General features: G+C 50.8%; 11 protein-coding genes, 1 tRNA gene and 1 pseudogene. 12 read left to right on the top strand and 1 reads right to left on the bottom strand.

Annotated features, from left to right (window positions below):
* The first annotated feature begins 366 nt into the window (after positions 1-366).
* Positions 367-2,095: pseudogene (locus ACE5KN_RS27120) on the top strand (proline--tRNA ligase).
* Between the two features lie 757 nt (positions 2,096-2,852).
* Here ACE5KN_RS27120 and ACE5KN_RS27115 read toward each other — a convergent pair.
* A tRNA-Arg gene (locus ACE5KN_RS27115) sits at positions 2,853-2,926 on the bottom strand.
* Between the two features lie 329 nt (positions 2,927-3,255).
* Between ACE5KN_RS27115 and ACE5KN_RS27110 the strand changes: the two genes are divergently transcribed.
* The 11 genes from ACE5KN_RS27110 (at position 3,256) to hemA (ending at position 17,615) form a co-directional block, all read left to right on the top strand.
* Positions 3,256-4,107 carry a hypothetical protein gene (locus tag ACE5KN_RS27110; RefSeq protein WP_375528354.1) on the top strand — a complete coding sequence of 284 codons (852 nt, stop codon included), beginning with the start codon at positions 3,256-3,258 and terminating at the stop codon, positions 4,105-4,107.
* Positions 4,108-4,249: 142 nt separating this feature from the next.
* Positions 4,250-5,557 (top strand): trigger factor, encoded by a 1,308-nt coding sequence (tig, locus tag ACE5KN_RS27105; protein WP_375528347.1) that lies wholly within the window; start codon positions 4,250-4,252, stop codon positions 5,555-5,557.
* Between the two features lie 407 nt (positions 5,558-5,964).
* Positions 5,965-6,555, top strand: coding sequence for an ATP-dependent Clp endopeptidase proteolytic subunit ClpP (gene clpP / locus ACE5KN_RS27100; protein WP_375528346.1), 591 nt, complete (start codon positions 5,965-5,967; stop codon positions 6,553-6,555).
* A gap of 12 nt (positions 6,556-6,567) precedes the next feature.
* Positions 6,568-7,827 (top strand): ATP-dependent protease ATP-binding subunit ClpX, encoded by a 1,260-nt coding sequence (gene clpX / locus ACE5KN_RS27095; protein WP_375528345.1) that lies wholly within the window; start codon positions 6,568-6,570, stop codon positions 7,825-7,827.
* 109 nt (positions 7,828-7,936) lie between these two features.
* Positions 7,937-9,052, top strand: coding sequence for a flavodoxin-dependent (E)-4-hydroxy-3-methylbut-2-enyl-diphosphate synthase (ispG, locus tag ACE5KN_RS27090; protein ID WP_375528344.1), 1,116 nt, complete (start codon positions 7,937-7,939; stop codon positions 9,050-9,052).
* Positions 9,053-9,262: 210 nt separating this feature from the next.
* Positions 9,263-10,975, top strand: coding sequence for an ATP-dependent protease LonB (gene lonB, locus ACE5KN_RS27085; RefSeq protein WP_375528343.1), 1,713 nt, complete (start codon positions 9,263-9,265; stop codon positions 10,973-10,975).
* A gap of 346 nt (positions 10,976-11,321) precedes the next feature.
* Positions 11,322-13,658: an endopeptidase La gene (gene lon / locus ACE5KN_RS27080; protein ID WP_375528342.1), complete on the top strand. Its 2,337-nt coding sequence runs from the start codon at positions 11,322-11,324 to the stop codon at positions 13,656-13,658.
* 16 nt (positions 13,659-13,674) lie between these two features.
* Positions 13,675-14,295 carry a ribosome biogenesis GTP-binding protein YihA/YsxC gene (gene yihA, locus ACE5KN_RS27075; protein ID WP_375528341.1) on the top strand — a complete coding sequence of 207 codons (621 nt, stop codon included), beginning with the start codon at positions 13,675-13,677 and terminating at the stop codon, positions 14,293-14,295.
* Positions 14,296-14,653: 358 nt separating this feature from the next.
* Positions 14,654-15,241, top strand: coding sequence for a non-ribosomal peptide synthetase module (locus tag ACE5KN_RS27070; protein WP_375528340.1), 588 nt, complete (start codon positions 14,654-14,656; stop codon positions 15,239-15,241).
* Positions 15,242-15,575: 334 nt separating this feature from the next.
* Positions 15,576-15,974, top strand: coding sequence for an adenosylmethionine decarboxylase (gene speD, locus ACE5KN_RS27065; RefSeq protein WP_375528339.1), 399 nt, complete (start codon positions 15,576-15,578; stop codon positions 15,972-15,974).
* Between the two features lie 246 nt (positions 15,975-16,220).
* Positions 16,221-17,615, top strand: coding sequence for a glutamyl-tRNA reductase (gene hemA, locus ACE5KN_RS27060; RefSeq protein ID WP_375528338.1), 1,395 nt, complete (start codon positions 16,221-16,223; stop codon positions 17,613-17,615).

The raw sequence follows: 17,615 nt of genomic DNA, 5'->3' as shown, positions 1-17,615 counted from the left end.
TTATGAAGAAAAGATATCCAAAGGTGTTGAACGGGACCATATGCTCCGATTCGGCTGCCGGCAGAGAAGAAACCCTTGGCTGTAAGGTTTCGCGGCACGGTCGTACGCATCCTATCCCGCTAGCCGCTCACTTGCCGGGTCGTTCCGTTATCAACATGAGAAGAGAAGCGCATGTTTTATGTAAAATCTGAAGCCTGCGCCGAATAAGGGTGGTACCACGACGCATTCGTCCCTTGACGAATGCGTCTTTTTGCGTTTGGGCAGGGAGCGGGGTTTCCTGTAACTCAAGCATACAAAAAACGCCCATGGCTCACGGATTTCATTCCGTTTTGTACCCTGGGCGAAGCGAAAGGAATGGGGATAAGGATGAGACAGACTCAGATTGCTGTTCCTACATGGAGAGAAGCAACTGCGGATACGGAATCTGCAGGACATCGTTATCTGCTGCGAAGCGGTATGATCCGGCAGCTGGCGGCAGGGGTGTACACCTATCTGCCATTGGGCTTCCGCGTATTGTCTAAAATATCCGCCATTATTCGTCAAGAGCTTAGTCATGCAGGAGCACAGGAGATGCTGATGCCCTGCACTGCAGCCCGCGGAGCTTTGGAAAACTTCTGGGAGATACGAAGTGTACGGACCTGAGTTAATCCGCCTTAAAGACAGGCATCATCGCGAGTTTGTGCTTGGACCAACTCATGAGGAAGTGATCACCTCGCTGATCAAGCAGGAGATTTCATCCTACAGACAGCTGCCTGTGGCGTTTTTTCAAATTCAAACCAAATTCCGTGACGAGCCTCGTCCACGGTCTGGGCTGCTGCGGAGCCGGGAATTTTTGATGATGGATGCCTACTCTTTTCACAACGATTATGAGAGTCTTGATGCTTTCTACGAAGTGATGCATGCAGCCTATGAGCGCATTCTCAGCCGCTGCGGCCTGGAATACCGGGGAGTGGAGGCAGATGCCGGGGCGATAGGCGGAGAGGGCGGCTCCCATGAATTTATGGCCTTCTCGGGCATCGGTGAGGATACGATTGCAGTCTGCGGCAGCTGCGGATACGCGGCCAATTTGGAAAAGGCGGAGGTACGCTTGCGCTTAACCCAAAACGGAACCGAACCTGCCGGGATTAATTCCGGGACTAATGAGGAGAATGCTGTGCTGGAGAGATTCTACACGCCAGGCTTGCGCACGATTGAAGAGCTTTCGGCTGTCTGCAACGAGCCGGCTTCTTCATTTGTAAAAACCATTCTGTTTAACGCAGATGGGGCAGCGGTTGCCGTGCTGGTCAGGGGAGATCGGGAGGTCAACGAGATTAAGGTTAAGCAAGCCTTGGGGGTACAGGAGCTTCGGTTGGCCGAGGGTGGGGAGATCGTGGACTGGACCGGAGCATCATCCGGCTTTTCAGGGCCTGTCGGCCTCACGCTGCCGCTTCTTGTTGATCAGGAAGTGGCGCTGATGAGCGAGGGGATCGTCGGAGCCAACGAGACGGATTACCACCTGCGCGGTGTCCGGCCGGGGAGGGACTTCAGTCTGGAGCGGACGGGCGATTTCCGCAATGCGGCTGAAGGAGATGCATGTCCTCGCTGTAACGGCGAATTGTCGATGCAGCGCGGGATTGAGGTGGGGCATATCTTTAAGCTGGGGGAAAAATATACTGCTCCATTTAACGTGCAAGTGCTGCAGGCGGACGGACAAAGCCTGACTCCTGTTGCGGGCTGCTACGGCATTGGTGTGTCGAGGCTCATGGCTGCGGTGGCGGAGCAGTGCCATGACGAGCACGGCCTGATCTGGCCGGAGAAAATTGCTCCTTTCCAGGTTCATCTTATCCCTGTTTCAGCAAAGGATGTGATACAGATGCAGGCAGCGGAAAAGCTGTATCAAGATTTAATTGGCTTAGGCGTCGAGGTACTGCTGGATGACCGCGAAGAGCGTCCGGGGGTCAAGTTCAATGATGCCGATCTGATTGGGATTCCTTGGCGGATTATAGTGGGCAAAAGGGCTGGCGAAGGTTATGTTGAAGTGAAGCGGCGGGGGATACAGGAGTCTACTATGGTGTCGTTAGAAGAAGCAGTAAAGCGGGTTGCCCGAGGAGCATAGGAACATTGAAGGGAGACAGGAGATTTGAGGTAAATGGGGAGGTTGCCGGTTAAGAGTTATGAACCTGGGATGGAGACGGATTAGCCAGGACTAACCGGACTGATCTGGACTAGTCAGGAAAACGCGATTAACCAGGATGAAGCGTAGCTGCCTTTAAAATTGATGTTGAAATAACTCCTCACCCGTGGCTCTGATCCTCACCAGATTTCCCACAAAAGTTCAGATTTTCGAGCCGATATTGGCCCGATGGAGATCTAACGGTTGTAGGAGTTGCTATCTTACTGAAAAAGCCCTTTTCTAAATTCTAGCGGTTGTGAGCGCCGTTATTCACCTTAATCCAAGGGAAAACATGCGTGTTATATGAAATAAGCGCCATGGTACCCGTTAGGCTTTAAAATCAACGTTTTTGGAACCAATAGTGGTTGTGGCAACTGTTAGAATAGTTTTGAGGTTAACCTCCAGACGTAAAAAACTCCCCGAAGGGAGAGTTCTTATGTACGTCCCAGTCGGGGTACGGCCCTTGCAGGGCCGACTGCGAAGTAGCGCTTACGAAGCGAATGCTCCGACGAACCCAATGGGTTCTTATCCCCGGACGTAAAAAAGCTCCCCGTGGGAGTTCTTATGTACGTCCCAGTCGGGGTACGGCCCTTGCAGGGCCGACTGCGAAGTAGCGCTTACGAAGCGTATGCTCCGACGAACCCGATGGGTTCTCATCCCCAGACGTAAAAAAGCTCCCCTAACGGGGAGCATTTATATACGTCCCAGGAGGGATTCGAACCCCCGACCGACGGCTTAGAAGGCCGTTGCTCTATCCAGCTGAGCTACTGGGACATAAAATTCAAGCGAAAATTAATATACCATATTAATCGGAGGTTTGCAACTGTTAATTTTGGTCATAAAACCGTCACCTGCCCGGTTCATGATACATAGTAGGCTATGTACGTTTTTTTGCTTCTATAAAAGGGTATGTTAGAATAACGGCAAATATGTTAGGCGGACAAAGTTGGACATAAGCTTCCGTTTCTCATATAATCTAACATCATTTATGCTTTCGGTTGAAAGGGGGTGCCTTTATAAAGGACTCCAGTGCTGCCAAACCGGCAAATAACATTGTATTGTTTCCCCGAACGCTGGATTATTACCAGATTCAGCTTACGGTGATGCTCGAAAATGAACGTTATGGGGAAGCCATGCGGCTGCTGCAATTTTTGCTGCAATGTCAGGGTCAGGAACAAAAGAATTACGACGAGTGGGCCGCCCTTTTGCAGTGGCTCGAAGCAGCCTTTCCTCAATATACGAATCTGGATATGAATCAGGGGTCCGAGACGGTAGAGCCCGATGAAGAAGACATCAGCGAGGACGAAATCGCAAGAAGGCATCTTCGCTCCAAGCTCGAACAGGACGCAGGCTACGGAGAGAAGCTTCTCCGCATGGCTATGAACGAGCCTTTATCGGAGCAAACCATGCTTGCTCTTGAACAGCTGTCCTATCTCGACCAGCCGGAGATCGACGAAGCGCTCATCCGCTGGCTGAAGGAGGCCAAATTGCATCCTTTGCTGCAGTTCCGGGTAGTTCAGACACTGCGAAAGCGGGGGCACGAGGGCACCATCACCTTTAGCAGGGGAGATATGAAGGCAGAGATCGAAGTGGAGAGCGTGCCTCTTCAGCCGAGTGAATTCCCGGAGCCCATTATCCGCATTCTGGAACGGGTGGCGGATCAGACCGAAGTGCACGAGCCCGCGCTTTTCTACTTTGCCCAGGAATTGTGGTCCCAGTTTGTGATGGCCGTGTATGGAACGGACGACTACCGGTCAATGCTTACAGATGACGACAGCTTGTTGGACATTTGGGCGGCTGCTCTTCATCAGGCCGTTGCGGAGACGCTGTCCGGCGGAGACGAGGAAGAGGAAATAAGGGCCATGTACGGCATTACGGATACGATGCGTTTCCGTTACGAGCAGGCATACCGGTCCGTGAAACAGTTTGTTGCTGCAGGCATGAGCGGCCCGTGACAGGCCGGGAACGTTTTCCTTATTCAGGCTCAAGGGTTTCCCCTTGAAAAAGATAGTAATGTTGTTTATACTAGAATGGTTATTTTGTGCGTGTTTTTAAGCGTGACTATAAGTGAGATTTTGTTGGAGGGGAAAGCATAAAATGAAAGCAACTTGGGAGAAAATAGAGAAGAACCTCGGGGTTCTTGAAGTTGAAGTGGATGCAGAACGCGTATCCGCTGCGCTTGACAAAGCTTTTAATAAAGTGGTTAAACAAATTAACGTTCCAGGCTTCCGCAAAGGCAAAGTGCCGCGGCCGATTTTCGAAGCACGCTTTGGTGTAGAGAGCCTGTATCAGGATGCCATCGATATTCTCCTTCCTGAAGCTTACGGTGAAGCGGTTGACCAAACCGACATCTTCCCTGTGGACCGTCCGGATGTGGAAATCGATCAATTTTCCAAAGGCCAGTCCTTTAAATTCAAAGCGAAAGTAACGGTTAAACCGGAAGCCGAGCTTGGCGAATACAAAGGCCTCGAAATACCGGCAGTCAAGGTTGAAGTTACCGACGAGGAAGTAGCGGCAGAACTGGAGCGTCTGCAGCAGCGTCATGCCGAACTGATTGTCGTGGAAGACGGAGCGGCACAATCCGGCGACATCGCAGTGATCGATTTCGACGGCTACGTGGACGGCGAGCAATTTGAAGGCGGACAGGCTGAGCGCTACTCACTGGAGCTGGGTTCCAACACATTCATTCCTGGTTTTGAGGAACAGGTTGTTGGCATGAGCACAGGTGATTTCAAGGACGTGGAAGTCACTTTCCCTGAAAGCTACCATTCTGCAGAGCTGGCCGGTAAAAAAGCCGTTTTCAAAGTGAAAGTTCATGAGATCAAGCGCAAGCAGCTTCCAGAGCTGGATGACGAGTTTGCCAAAGATGTGAGCGAATTCGACACGCTTGACGAATATAAGGAAGATCTGAAAAAACAGCTTCAAGCCCGCAAGGAGAATGAAGCGAAAGCTGCCCGCGAGAACGCAGTGGTAGAAAAAGCAGCCGAGAACGCAACGGTTGACATCCCGGAAGCCATGATCAATAACGAAGTTGAAAACATGGTTCGTGATTTCGACAACCGTCTGCGCAGCCAGGGCATGAACATGGAGATGTTCCTCAGTTTCTCCGGCCAGACCAAAGAAGATCTGGAAAGCCAAATGAAGGGTGACGCCGAGAAGCGCGTTCGCAACAACCTGGTGCTTGAGCAAATTGCCAAAGCTGAGAACATCGAGGTTTCCGAAGAGGAAATCAACGACGAGCTGAAGGTGATGGCTGATAGCTACAAGCGTTCTGTTGAGGAAATCCGCAGCATCCTTGAAAGCAACGGTTCCCTTGGAAACCTGCGTGAGGAAATTGCGTTGCGCAAAACAATCAGCTTGCTCGTGGAGAACAGCAAGGAAGTTGAGGCTCCTGCAGCGGAGTAATCTTTTTAAAAGGCAGATCGAGCATACACTTCTGTGAATATATTATAAGGCACGCGGTTACCCATACTCGTGCCTTATTTTTTCCCTACACAACCCATTTTTAGGGGATATAAGTAACAAAATGGCTCGGTTTGGCGTGTACTGAAAAATAGATGTATTAAGTTTTTGCAACATTACATATATTATTAAAATTATCAGCATACAGAAGGCGTCATGCCCGAAGTGTCTGAAAATTTGCACATACATAAGAAACATGTTTAAATATGATAAGGTTCGGCGGAAATGACATCGGACCCGCAACATGCTAGAATATTTTCTAGGTATATCCGTTTCAAAACCGGTTCTTCCGTGTTAATTGGCATTAAGTTAACTTACTTTATTTACCAAAGGAAAAGAGGTTGGTCACGATGAGTCTCGTACCTATGGTTGTGGAACAAACAAGTCGGGGGGAACGTTCCTACGACATTTACTCGCGTCTGCTTAAGGACCGCATTATTTTCCTCGGCGGACCGATCGATGACGATGTCGCCAATCTCGTCATTGCGCAGCTTCTGTTTCTGGCTGCAGAGGATCCGGAGAAGGATATTCATTTGTACATCAATTCCCCAGGCGGTTCTGTGACTGCCGGCATGGGTATATATGATACAATGCAATTTATTAAGCCGGACGTATCGACGATTTGCGTGGGAATGGCGGCAAGTATGGGTTCACTTCTGCTTACCGCGGGTGCTCCGGGCAAGAGATATGCCCTCAGCAACAGTGAGGTTATGATTCATCAGCCGCTTGGAGGAATTCAGGGCCAGGCCTCAGATATTCAGATTCATGCGGATTGGATCATCAGAACCCGTCAGAAGCTCAACCAGATTTATGTGAAAACGACGGGTCAGCCTCTCGAAAAAATCGAACGAGATACTGACCGTGACTTCTTTATGGATGCGGAAGAGACAAAGGCTTACGGCATCATTGACCAAATTCTCACGAAGCCGATCAATTTGTAAAGGGGTGGCCCCATGTTTAAATTTAATGATGAAAAAGGCCAGCTGAAATGCTCATTCTGCGGCAAGTCTCAGGAGCAGGTGCGCAAGCTGGTAGCCGGTCCAGGCGTATATATATGTGATGAGTGCATCGAGCTATGTACTGAAATTGTGGAAGAGGAACTGGGTCATGAGGAAGAACTGGACCTGAAGGATATTCCGAAGCCAAAAGAAATCCGTGATATTCTCGACCAATACGTTATCGGACAGGATCAAGCCAAAAAGTCGCTTTCCGTAGCGGTTTACAACCATTACAAGCGCATCAATACCCAGAGCAAAATCGAAGATGTTGAATTGACGAAGAGCAATATTATGCTGCTCGGACCTACAGGCTCGGGTAAAACCCTGCTGGCGCAAACGATGGCCAAAATTCTTAACGTGCCGTTTGCCATTGCCGACGCTACGTCCTTGACGGAAGCTGGCTATGTTGGTGAAGACGTGGAGAACATTCTCCTGAAGCTGATCCAGGCAGCTGATTATGATGTGGAAAAAGCTGAACGCGGAATTATCTACATTGATGAAATCGACAAGGTTGCACGCAAATCCGAGAACCCTTCGATCACACGCGATGTTTCCGGAGAAGGCGTTCAGCAGGCCCTGCTTAAAATTTTGGAGGGAACGGTTGCATCCGTACCGCCGCAAGGCGGGCGCAAGCATCCGCATCAGGAATTCATCCAAATTGATACAACAAACATCCTGTTTATCGTGGGCGGCGCCTTCGACGGACTGGAGCAAATGATCAAACGCCGGATCGGCAAAAAGGTCATTGGCTTCAACGCCTCCTCAGAGCAAAAAGATCTCAAGCCTGGTGAGTACCTGCAGCTCGTGCTTCCTGAGGATCTGCTGAAATTCGGACTGATTCCGGAGTTTGTAGGGCGTTTGCCTGTCATCTCCACATTGGAGCCGCTTGATGAGGCAACTCTGGTAAGAATTCTGTCCGAACCGAAGAATGCACTGACAAAACAGTATCAAAAGCTGCTTGAAATGGATAATGTTAAACTGGAATTCACGCAGGATGCGCTTCAGGCCATTGCCCGCGAGGCGATCAAACGCAACACCGGTGCCCGCGGTCTGCGAGCGATCATTGAAGGCATCATGCTGGATGTGATGTACGAGGTGCCTTCACGTGACGATATCACCTCCTGCATCATCAATGAGCAGGTTGTGCAGGAGAAGGTTGCTCCTGAACTGCACAGCAATAACGACAAGAACAAGAAACAAGAAGAGAGCGCCTGAGCATTAAATCTTCGCGATCTCTAATACATGAACTGCCAGCCTCCACTTCCCACTCTTCCGCAAGGACGGTGCGGGGGTGGAGCTTTGGCATTATGGGAGAGATATGACCATGTTTTTAAGACAAGACACACGTCCCGTTAAAGTTGGAAATTTGACCATCGGCGGAAGCAACGAAGTCATCATTCAAAGCATGTGTACGACCAAGACGGCGGATGTGAAGGCCACCGTAGCGGAAATCTTGCGTCTGGAAGAGGCTGGCTGCCAAATCGTCAGAGTGACGGTCAATAATGAAGAGGCCGCAGCCGCGATCAAAGAAATCAAAAAGCAAATTCATATCCCGCTCGTTGCGGATATTCATTTCAACTACAAACTCGCACTGATGGCGATCGAAAACGGTATCGATAAAGTCCGTATTAATCCTGGCAATATCGGCCGGCGCGAGAAGGTCGAGGCGGTCGTTAAAGCCTGCAAGGAAAAGGGGATCCCCATCCGGATCGGCGTCAACGCCGGCTCTCTGGAGCAGCATCTGCTCGATAAATACGGTTATCCTACGCCGGATGCCATGGTGGAGAGCGCTCTGTACCATATCGGCATTCTGGAGGAGCTGGATTTCCACGATATTATCGTGTCTCTCAAAGCTTCTGATGTTCCAATGGCCATCTCGGCTTACATGAAAGCGGCAGAGATCATCAAGTATCCTCTGCATCTTGGCATTACTGAGGCGGGCACGCTGTTCAGCGGTACGGTAAAAAGTGCCGCCGGCATGGGTGCGCTTCTCTCGGCCGGCATCGGTTCGACCATGCGTATCTCCCTGAGTGCTGATCCTGTGGAAGAAGTGAAGGTTGCGCGTGAGCTGCTGAAAACCTTTGGTTTGATTACGAATGCGGCCACGCTGATTTCCTGCCCGACCTGCGGACGTCTGGATATCGACCTGTTCTCCATTGCGAATGAGGTCGAGGAATACATTGCGAAGGTAAAGGTGCCGATTAAGGTTTCCGTGCTTGGCTGTGCCGTTAACGGTCCGGGAGAGGCAAAAGAAGCGGATATCGGTATTGCCGGTGCGCGCGGTGAAGGCCTTCTGTTCCGTTATGGACAGATGATTCGCAAGGTGCCGGAAGCGGAAATGGTTGCCGAGCTGAAGAAGGAAATTGACAACATTGTAAAAGCTTACGAAGAAACCGGGGAAATACCGGGCCGCAAGGAGCGTCATGCTCCGACCGTGTAATTGATATAGGTGTTGGAATTTACATCAATAAATGTTTTTATGATGCGCCGGGCAGGTGATTTTGATATCATCGCCCGGTTTTTGTATTTTCGTTCTGCCTCTTTTGTGAATTCTTTCGTCCATATCCGTTTAGCAGCCCCCGAAAAGGAAATACTGAGTTGCATAGAACCCCGCCGCTTGTGCGGTGAAGGGAGAAACGGAGGCTTAAAAATGGATTGGACGATGATGGTAATTATTGTACAGCTTTTCTTTGGAATTGTAATCGGGCTGTACTTCCTGAATCTGCTGCGCAGCCAGAAAACGAACCGCAGCGCTGTAGACAGGGAATCGCGCAAGGAGTTGGATAAGTTAAGAAAGCTGAGATCGGTGACACTGACCAAGCCGCTGGCGGAGAAGACACGTCCCGCGTCAATAGAGGATATCGTGGGGCAGAAGGACGGATTGCGTGCGCTCAAGGCGGCGCTGTGCAGCGCCAACCCGCAGCATGTTATTATTTATGGTCCGCCCGGTGTCGGCAAAACAGCTGCGGCGCGTGTAGTGCTTGAAGAAGCGAAGAAAAACCCGCTGTCCCCTTTTAAGGGTGACGCCAAGTTCACCGAGATCGACGCAACGACGGCCCGTTTTGACGAACGGGGCATTGCCGATCCCCTGATCGGCTCTGTGCATGATCCGATTTACCAAGGAGCAGGAGCGATGGGCGTGGCAGGTATTCCGCAGCCCAAACCGGGTGCTGTTACGAAAGCGCATGGAGGCATTCTGTTTATTGATGAGATCGGCGAGCTGCATCCGACGCAAATGAACAAGCTGCTGAAAGTGCTTGAGGACCGTAAAGTATTTTTGGAAAGTGCGTACTATAATTCGGAGGATACTCATACACCTGCATATATCCACGATATTTTCCAGAACGGGCTGCCGGCTGATTTCCGTATGGTGGGTGCTACGACACGCTCACCTCACGAGCTGCCGCCTGCGCTGCGTTCAAGATGCATGGAAATCTATTTTCGTTCGCTGCTGCCTGAAGAGATCGGGCGAATTGCGGAAGATGCGATCAGCAAGCTGGGCTTCGCAGACTGTCCGGAAGCGGTGCAGGCCGTACAGCGATATGCAACAAACGGCAGGGAGGCCGTCAATATGATTCAGCTGGCAGCAGGGCTGGCCTTGACGGAGAAAAGAGACAGGCTGGAGGCGGAGGATGTGGAATGGGTTGCCAACAGCAGCCAGCTTCAGCCTCGTCCGGAGCGTAAAGTTCCAAACGGCCCGCAGGTTGGCTTCGTAAACGGTCTGGCAGTATACGGGCCCAATCTGGGCATGCTGCTGGAAATTGAGGTGACGGCTGTACCATCTGCCAAAGGGCAGGGCGCCTTTAATATTACCGGGGTCGTAGAAGAAGAGGAAATCGGCGGAGGCTCCAGGACGCTTAAGCGTAAGAGCATGGCCAAAGGCTCGGTAGAAAATGTGCTGACTGTTTTGCGCTCCTGCGGTCTGCGGCCACAGGACTATGATCTCCATATTAACTTTCCAGGGGGGACGCCTGTGGATGGACCTTCGGCCGGCATGGCGATGGCTGTGGCGGTTGCATCGGCCATTCGCGGCATTCCCGTTGATCATGAGCTTGCAATGACGGGTGAAGTCAGCATTCACGGACGCATCAAGCCCATCGGAGGTGTTCTGGCCAAGGTGGAAGCTGCTCTGCAGGCCGGTGCCAAGCGGGTGCTCATCCCAGCCGATAACTGGCAGAACGGCTTTGATAAATTGGAGGATATTGAAGTCATTCCCGTGCAGTCCATTCATGAGGCTTTCAGACGGATCTTCGGGGAAGAATGGGAGGAAACAGCGGAGGTTCGTATTTCTCCTGATATGTTTACCCCGGCTCAATCGCCTTATTTGCAGGCAGATGGATCCGGTCAGGGAAGCACCGTGTAAAATGGGCTCGCGGAATAAAGCACCTTCATTGGTTTTTCCATGGAACATTTGATAAAATATGAACTATCCCTATCAGAGTAAGCTATGTAAGCGGAACCGCTATAAGAGGTTGTTCAAAAAGTCATCTTTTGATCACGAAGTTAATCAGGAAGCGGAACTCGACATCGAATCTTGAATTCAGCCGGGACTTCCGGTGCTCACGTACCCCCAAGTACGCTCCGCTCCTCAGTCCCAGCTTCATCCAACCTTCTCGGTGCTGAAAACCTGACTTTTTGAACACGCACTATAATTATAACCGGTGCATGCAACTTGCTGAACCTGTGAACCATTTGGAGGTGCGAAAGCGATGGGACCAAGCAAAGTGAAAGGCCGTCGTTTTCCATTGCTGCCTTTAAGAGGACTTCTTGTCTACCCGAGTATGGTTCTGCATCTCGATGTGGGCCGGGACAAATCGGTCAAGGCTTTGGAAAAAGCGATGGTTGAAGACAACTTGATTCTTCTGTGTTCCCAATCGGAAGTGAACATTGAGGAACCTACACAAGAGGATATATTCAGAATAGGCACGATTGCCAAGGTGCGGCAGATGCTAAAGCTGCCCAACGGTACAATACGTGTGCTCGTCGAGGGGCTCGAACGGGCTGAAATTATTCAGTACACGGACAACGAGGAATATTATGAGGTTCATGCCCGTGAGCTGCCTGAGGACGAAACGCTGCATCCGGAGACGGACGCTCTGATGCGGACCGTCCTGAATCAGTTCGAGCATTATATTAATCTGTCCAAGAAGGTGACACCCGAGACGCTTGCCGCGGTCTCTGATATTGAGGAGCCGGGAAGATTGGCCGATGTCATCACAAGCCATCTTTCCCTCAAAATCAAAGACAAGCAAGAAATTCTGGAAACCGTCGACGTGCGCAAGCGCCTTGAAAAGCTGCTCGATATTTTGAATAATGAGCGCGAGGTGCTTGAGCTGGAGCGCAAGATCAGCCAGCGGGTCAAAAAGCAAATGGAGAAGACCCAGAAGGAATACTACCTGCGCGAGCAAATGAAGGCGATCCAGAAGGAATTGGGCGAGAAGGAAGGGCGTGCCGGAGAGGTCGAGGAGCTTCGCAGTCAGATGGAAGGGCTGGAGCTTCCGGAAAAGGTACGAGAGAAGGTTGAAAAAGAGATCGACCGGCTCGAAAAAACACCGGCAAGCTCGGCGGAGGGGGGAGTCATTCGCAACTATGTGGATTGGCTGCTCAGTCTGCCGTGGAGCAAAGGGACGGACGATGACCTGGATATCGCCAAGGCAGAAGAAATTTTGGACGCCGATCACTACGGTCTGGAGAAGCCGAAGGAGCGGGTGCTCGAATATTTGGCGGTGCGCAAGCTTGTGAAAACGATGAAGGGTCCCATTCTTTGTCTTGTCGGACCGCCGGGTGTCGGCAAGACTTCGCTGGTCCGTTCCATTGCCAAAGCGCTGGGGCGCGAATTTGTCCGCATCTCGCTCGGCGGCGTCCGCGACGAAGCGGAGATCCGCGGGCACAGACGCACCTACGTAGGAGCCATGCCTGGCCGGATCATTCAGGGCATGAAAACGGCAGGAACGATCAATCCAGTCTTTTTGCTGGATGAAATCGATAAAATGGCATCCGATTTCCGCGGTGATCCATCCGCGGCTCTGCTGGAGGTGCTGGATCCGGAGCAGAACAATACGTTCAGCGATCATTTTGTAGAGCTGCCGTTTGACCTGTCCAACGTGATGTTTGTCACGACAGCCAACGCAGTTCATAACATCCCGCGCCCGCTGCTGGACCGGATGGAATTGCTGAATATTCCGGGGTACACTGAGCTGGAGAAGCTGCAGATTGCCGGACGTTACCTGTTGCCGAAGCAGAAGCGTGAGCATGGCCTGACAGACGAGCAGCTTACGGTGGAAGAAGATACTCTGCTTAAAGTCATCCGCGAGTATACGCGCGAATCAGGGGTTCGGAATCTGGAGCAGCAGATGGCTTCCCTGTGCCGCAAGGCGGCAAAATCGGTAGTATCAGGCACGGGAGAACATATTGTCATCACCCCGGATACTCTGAAGGACTACCTTGGCATTCCGCGTTTCCGCTATGGCATTGCTGAACTGGAGGATCAGGTCGGAACCGTTACGGGACTGGCGTGGACGGAGGTTGGCGGGGAGACGCTCACGATCGAGGTTACGGTGGTGCCGGGAACAGGCAAGCTGATTTTGACAGGCAAACTGGGTGACGTGATGAAAGAATCCGCGCAGGCGGCTTTCAGCTATACACGCTCGAAAGCGTCCGAGCTTGGCATCAAGCCGGATTTTTATGAAAAGAATGATATCCACATTCATATCCCTGAAGGGGCGATTCCCAAAGACGGCCCTTCGGCGGGAATTACGATCGCCACGGCCCTTGTATCTGCCCTGACCAACCGGCATGTATCCAAAAGCGTTGCGATGACCGGCGAAATCACGTTGCGGGGAAGAGTGCTGCCGATTGGCGGACTCAAGGAAAAATCACTGGCGGCACACCGTGCCGGCTACAAAAAAATACTGCTCCCCAAGGATAATGAACGCGACCTGCGGGACATTCCCGACAGCATCAAGGAAGAAGTTGAATTTGTGCCTGTAGCGCATATGGATCAGGTGCTGCGGCATGCGCTGGTGGAGCAGACCGGGTTGCAATAGAGAGGAAACGCTAAATATGAAAGTAACAAAATCCGAATTTATTATCAGTGCTGTCAGGCCGGACCAATATCCTGCCGACGGTCTGCCGGAGGTTGCTCTGGCAGGCCGCTCTAACGTAGGGAAGTCCTCCTTGATCAACAGGATGATCAACCGCAAAAATCTGGCCAGAACGAGCTCTACACCGGGCAAAACCCAGCAGCTTAATTACTACCGCATCAATGACGAGCTGTATTTTGTGGATTTTCCGGGCTACGGGTTTGCGAAGGTGTCCAAATCATTGCGGCAGGCCTTCGGGGAGATGATTGAAACCTACCTGACGAAGCGTGAGACGTTAAAGCTGGTGCTGCAAATGGTGGATCTTCGCCACCCACCCTCGAAGGACGACCGGTTGATGAATGAATGGCTGAAGCATTACAATTTGCCTTTATGTGTTGTCGGCACCAAAGCGGACAAAATTCCGCGGACCCGGAGAGATAAGCATATTAAGGTGATCAAGCAGGAGCTCGGCATCGGCCCTGGTGACTTATTTATTCCGTTTTCATCCGAGGAAGGCTTGGGCAGGGAAGAATTATGGACAGTCATCTCCCAATACACGGGAGTAGGACAAGATTCGAATAAAGCAGCAGACATGAAATAATAAGGAGCGCCCGCGGGTGCTTCTTTTTTTGCAGAGATTCCGTTAGCGATCTGACCTGCTGACTTTAATGTGAAGCGGTGCGGGATTTCGGGAAAATGAAGGCGGAAAAGTGAGTAATCCGGGGGAAATACGGGGATGAATGACGGCTCAATACGGTTTATTCTCATTTTTGCAGGTATTTCATATTTGAATCGCAGAGAAAACTGAAGGAGGGATGGTGTATAATATTCGTGTAAAGTTGTAAAGCATGTATCGCCGTATGAACCCGCAGGGTGTGCGGCAGTCGGCCTGAAGAGCATTCGCGCCCTTGTGCATGGGGAGTCGAAAAGGCTGTCAGGAAAGAATTGAGGAGATTTTTATGGCTCAGCGGTTAGCCACAGAGTATGTTAACGCCGTTTTAACATTGTCGGAAGTTCAAATGGATCAATTTTTGCGTGCAGCGGAGGACCCTCTTGTAAACAGCCGGATCAGAGTGTTGGATAATGGCGGGCAGGAAATTGTGCTGGAGGATGCTGCGGGAGAAGAAGTTCATTTGCCTTTTGACCTGAAAAAAGGCTTGTATGTCTGTGAATTGACTTGCCGCTTGGTGAACCAGCCTTTGACGAATGTGATCAGAAAGCTGTTTGTGCGGTTTAAGGGCGAAGGCATCGTAAACCGGGTGTATCATGGCTTTACGATGATTTACACCTATCATCAGGGTTCTGTCCGCCGAATTGTGGAAAAGACAGACAGCGGCTGCAGACTGGTTTATGAGTATAAAAATACACTGCAGGAGCTGCAGAACAAATTTCTGACCCGGGACATTGAACGTGAAATCAGCAGAGTCTACGATGAAATAAACGGTTTACTGGATGTGCGCATTCAGACCCGGGACCAGGAGCGGATCGGGGAAATTGATAAAAGGCTGCGCATTCTCAGCACTGCGTTGTTTACACTTGAGGCATAATCTGACTATGATCGAAAGACAAGAGCTTTCCTTCTGAAACCATAGAAGGCAGGCTCTTTTTTTGTATATATTTTTAGGGCTTTGCATGTTTATTTAGAGGCTTGTTTGGTGACGGCGGAAGCGCAAATTTCAAAGTGTAAACTTTTTGGAAAAACTATTGCATTTGCTCAGTTTAGATGTTATTTTTATTCTCGTTGAAAACGAATATAGGAACCAGGATTCACTCAGGACATTTCATGTTGCGAGAGTTTATTCCCTCGGGAAGTGAATGACGTAGGTCCTAGCGGATGAAATTTTTGTGAACATTTTATTCCTAGGAAGGGGGAACCGAAAGATGGAATATTCAACTTTCGGAAGACACGTTGCTGTTGACGCTTGGGGAGTCGGCTTTGAGCTGCTGAATAATGCGGAATTCCTGCAGACGCAGCTGGTGGAAGCTGCCGAGGCCTGCGGAGCAACAGTGCTGTCTGTGCAATCGAAGCAGTTTGAACCACAAGGTGCAACAGTGCTGGTGATGCTGTCGGAAAGTCATCTCTCCATTCACACCTATCCTGAGAGAGGCTTTGCGGCGATTGATTGTTACACATGCGGTGAGACCGTGGATCCGCAATTGGCCATTGATTACCTGGTATCCGTATTAAAGCCGACGAAGACCTATGCCAAGAAGCTGGTCCGTGGACTTGGGGAGCTGAAAGTTGAAACCCCGGAAATCCAGCGCGCTGAATTGGTGTAACTATAAATTACATTATGCATATATCAATAACCATGGATGAGCTCTGTGGTTATTTTTGTTTGGCGGATAAGAAAATTAAGGAATAGCCAATACCGGACATGCTTACACTAATCCAGGACAGACGGGATCTTCATAAAGATTTCATATTAAACCCTCTTTGCAGGGGATTCTCTGTGATATAATTAACATAGTTTGAAGCAGGATAGGATGTTATCATTTTAGGATTAGAAGGCAGGTGAACTTGCAATGCACATCCTCGTTGTAGGGCTAAACTATCGCACGGCGCCGGTGGAGATTCGTGAACGTTTTACATTTGCGGAGAAGGATTTGCCGGAGGCGCTGAAACAGCTGAAGCTAACCAAGAGTGTATTGGAAGGCGTTATAGTCGCAACCTGCAATAGAACCGAGATCTATGTCGTTGTAGACCGTCTGCATATGTGCGGATTTTATATACGGAATTTCATGGAGCAATGGTTCGGAATACCCAGGGACGACTTCACACAGTATCTATATATTTATGAAGATGAGCAGGCCGTCCGGCACCTGTTTCGGGTAGCCTGCGGCCTTGATTCCATGGTGATCGGAGAGACGCAAATTCTGGGGCAGGTCAAGCAGGCGTTCCTTCAGGCCCAGGAGCAGAAGGCAACCGCCACCTGGTTTAATATGCTGTTCAAGCAGGCGGTTACGCTTGGCAAAAGGGCTCATTCCGAAACTTCGATCGGTGAGAGCGCCGTGTCCGTAAGCTATGCCGCCGTGGAGCTGGGCAAACGGATATTCGGTAATTTTGCCGGTAAAAAAGTGCTGATTCTCGGCGCGGGCAAAATGAGCGAGCTGACCGTAAAGCATCTGTACGCAGGCGGAGCGGCCGAGGTCATTGTCGCTAACCGGACATTGGAGAAGGCTCAGGAGCTTGCCGCCCAGTTTAGCGGCACGCCGTGCACGCTGGAGCAGGCTTCTGAACGGCTTGCCGATGTGGACATCGTGATCAGCTCCACGGGAGCGAAGAGTTATGTGCTGAACAGCGAAACGGTGCGCGGACAGATGAAGCGCCGCCAGTCACGGCCGCTCTTTATGATCGATATTGCCGTGCCAAGGGATATTGATCCGGCCGTCGGCGAAGTGGACAACGTGTTTTTGTATGATATCGACGACCTGGAAGGTATTGTCGAAACCAACTTGGAAATGCGCCGTGCGGAAGCAGCCAAAATTGAAGTCATGATGGAGTCGGAGATGGAGCAGTTCTATCAATGGCTGAAAACCCTGGGAGTCCGTCCGGTGATCCGCGCGCTGCAGGAGAAGGCTTCTTCCATTCATGAAGAGACACTGACCAGCCTGTTCAACAGGCTGCCTGATCTAGACGAGCATCAGCGGAAAGTGATCAGCAAGCTGACCAAAAGCATGCTGAATCAAATGGTGCATGATCCCATTAACCGGATCAAGGAAATGGCCGTAGAAAAGCAGGGCAACGAAGCTTTGGAGATTTTCGCGGAAATCTTCGCCCTGGAGGATCGACTGGAGGAAGCAGCCCAGAAGGTGGAGCAGAGCCATGAACAAGCTTTGCGCAAGCCTGAAGCTGCCGCAAAGAGAGGCTCCAAATCATCCGATTCCATACCGGTGTCTTACGCGCCGGTCGGTCTGTGA

It is taken from the genome of Paenibacillus terreus (assembly GCF_042138595.1).
GTDB lineage: Bacteria > Bacillota > Bacilli > Paenibacillales > Paenibacillaceae > Paenibacillus > Paenibacillus terreus.
The sequence above is the reverse complement of the archived record's forward strand: the minus strand, read 5'-3'. Positions and strand labels throughout refer to the sequence as shown.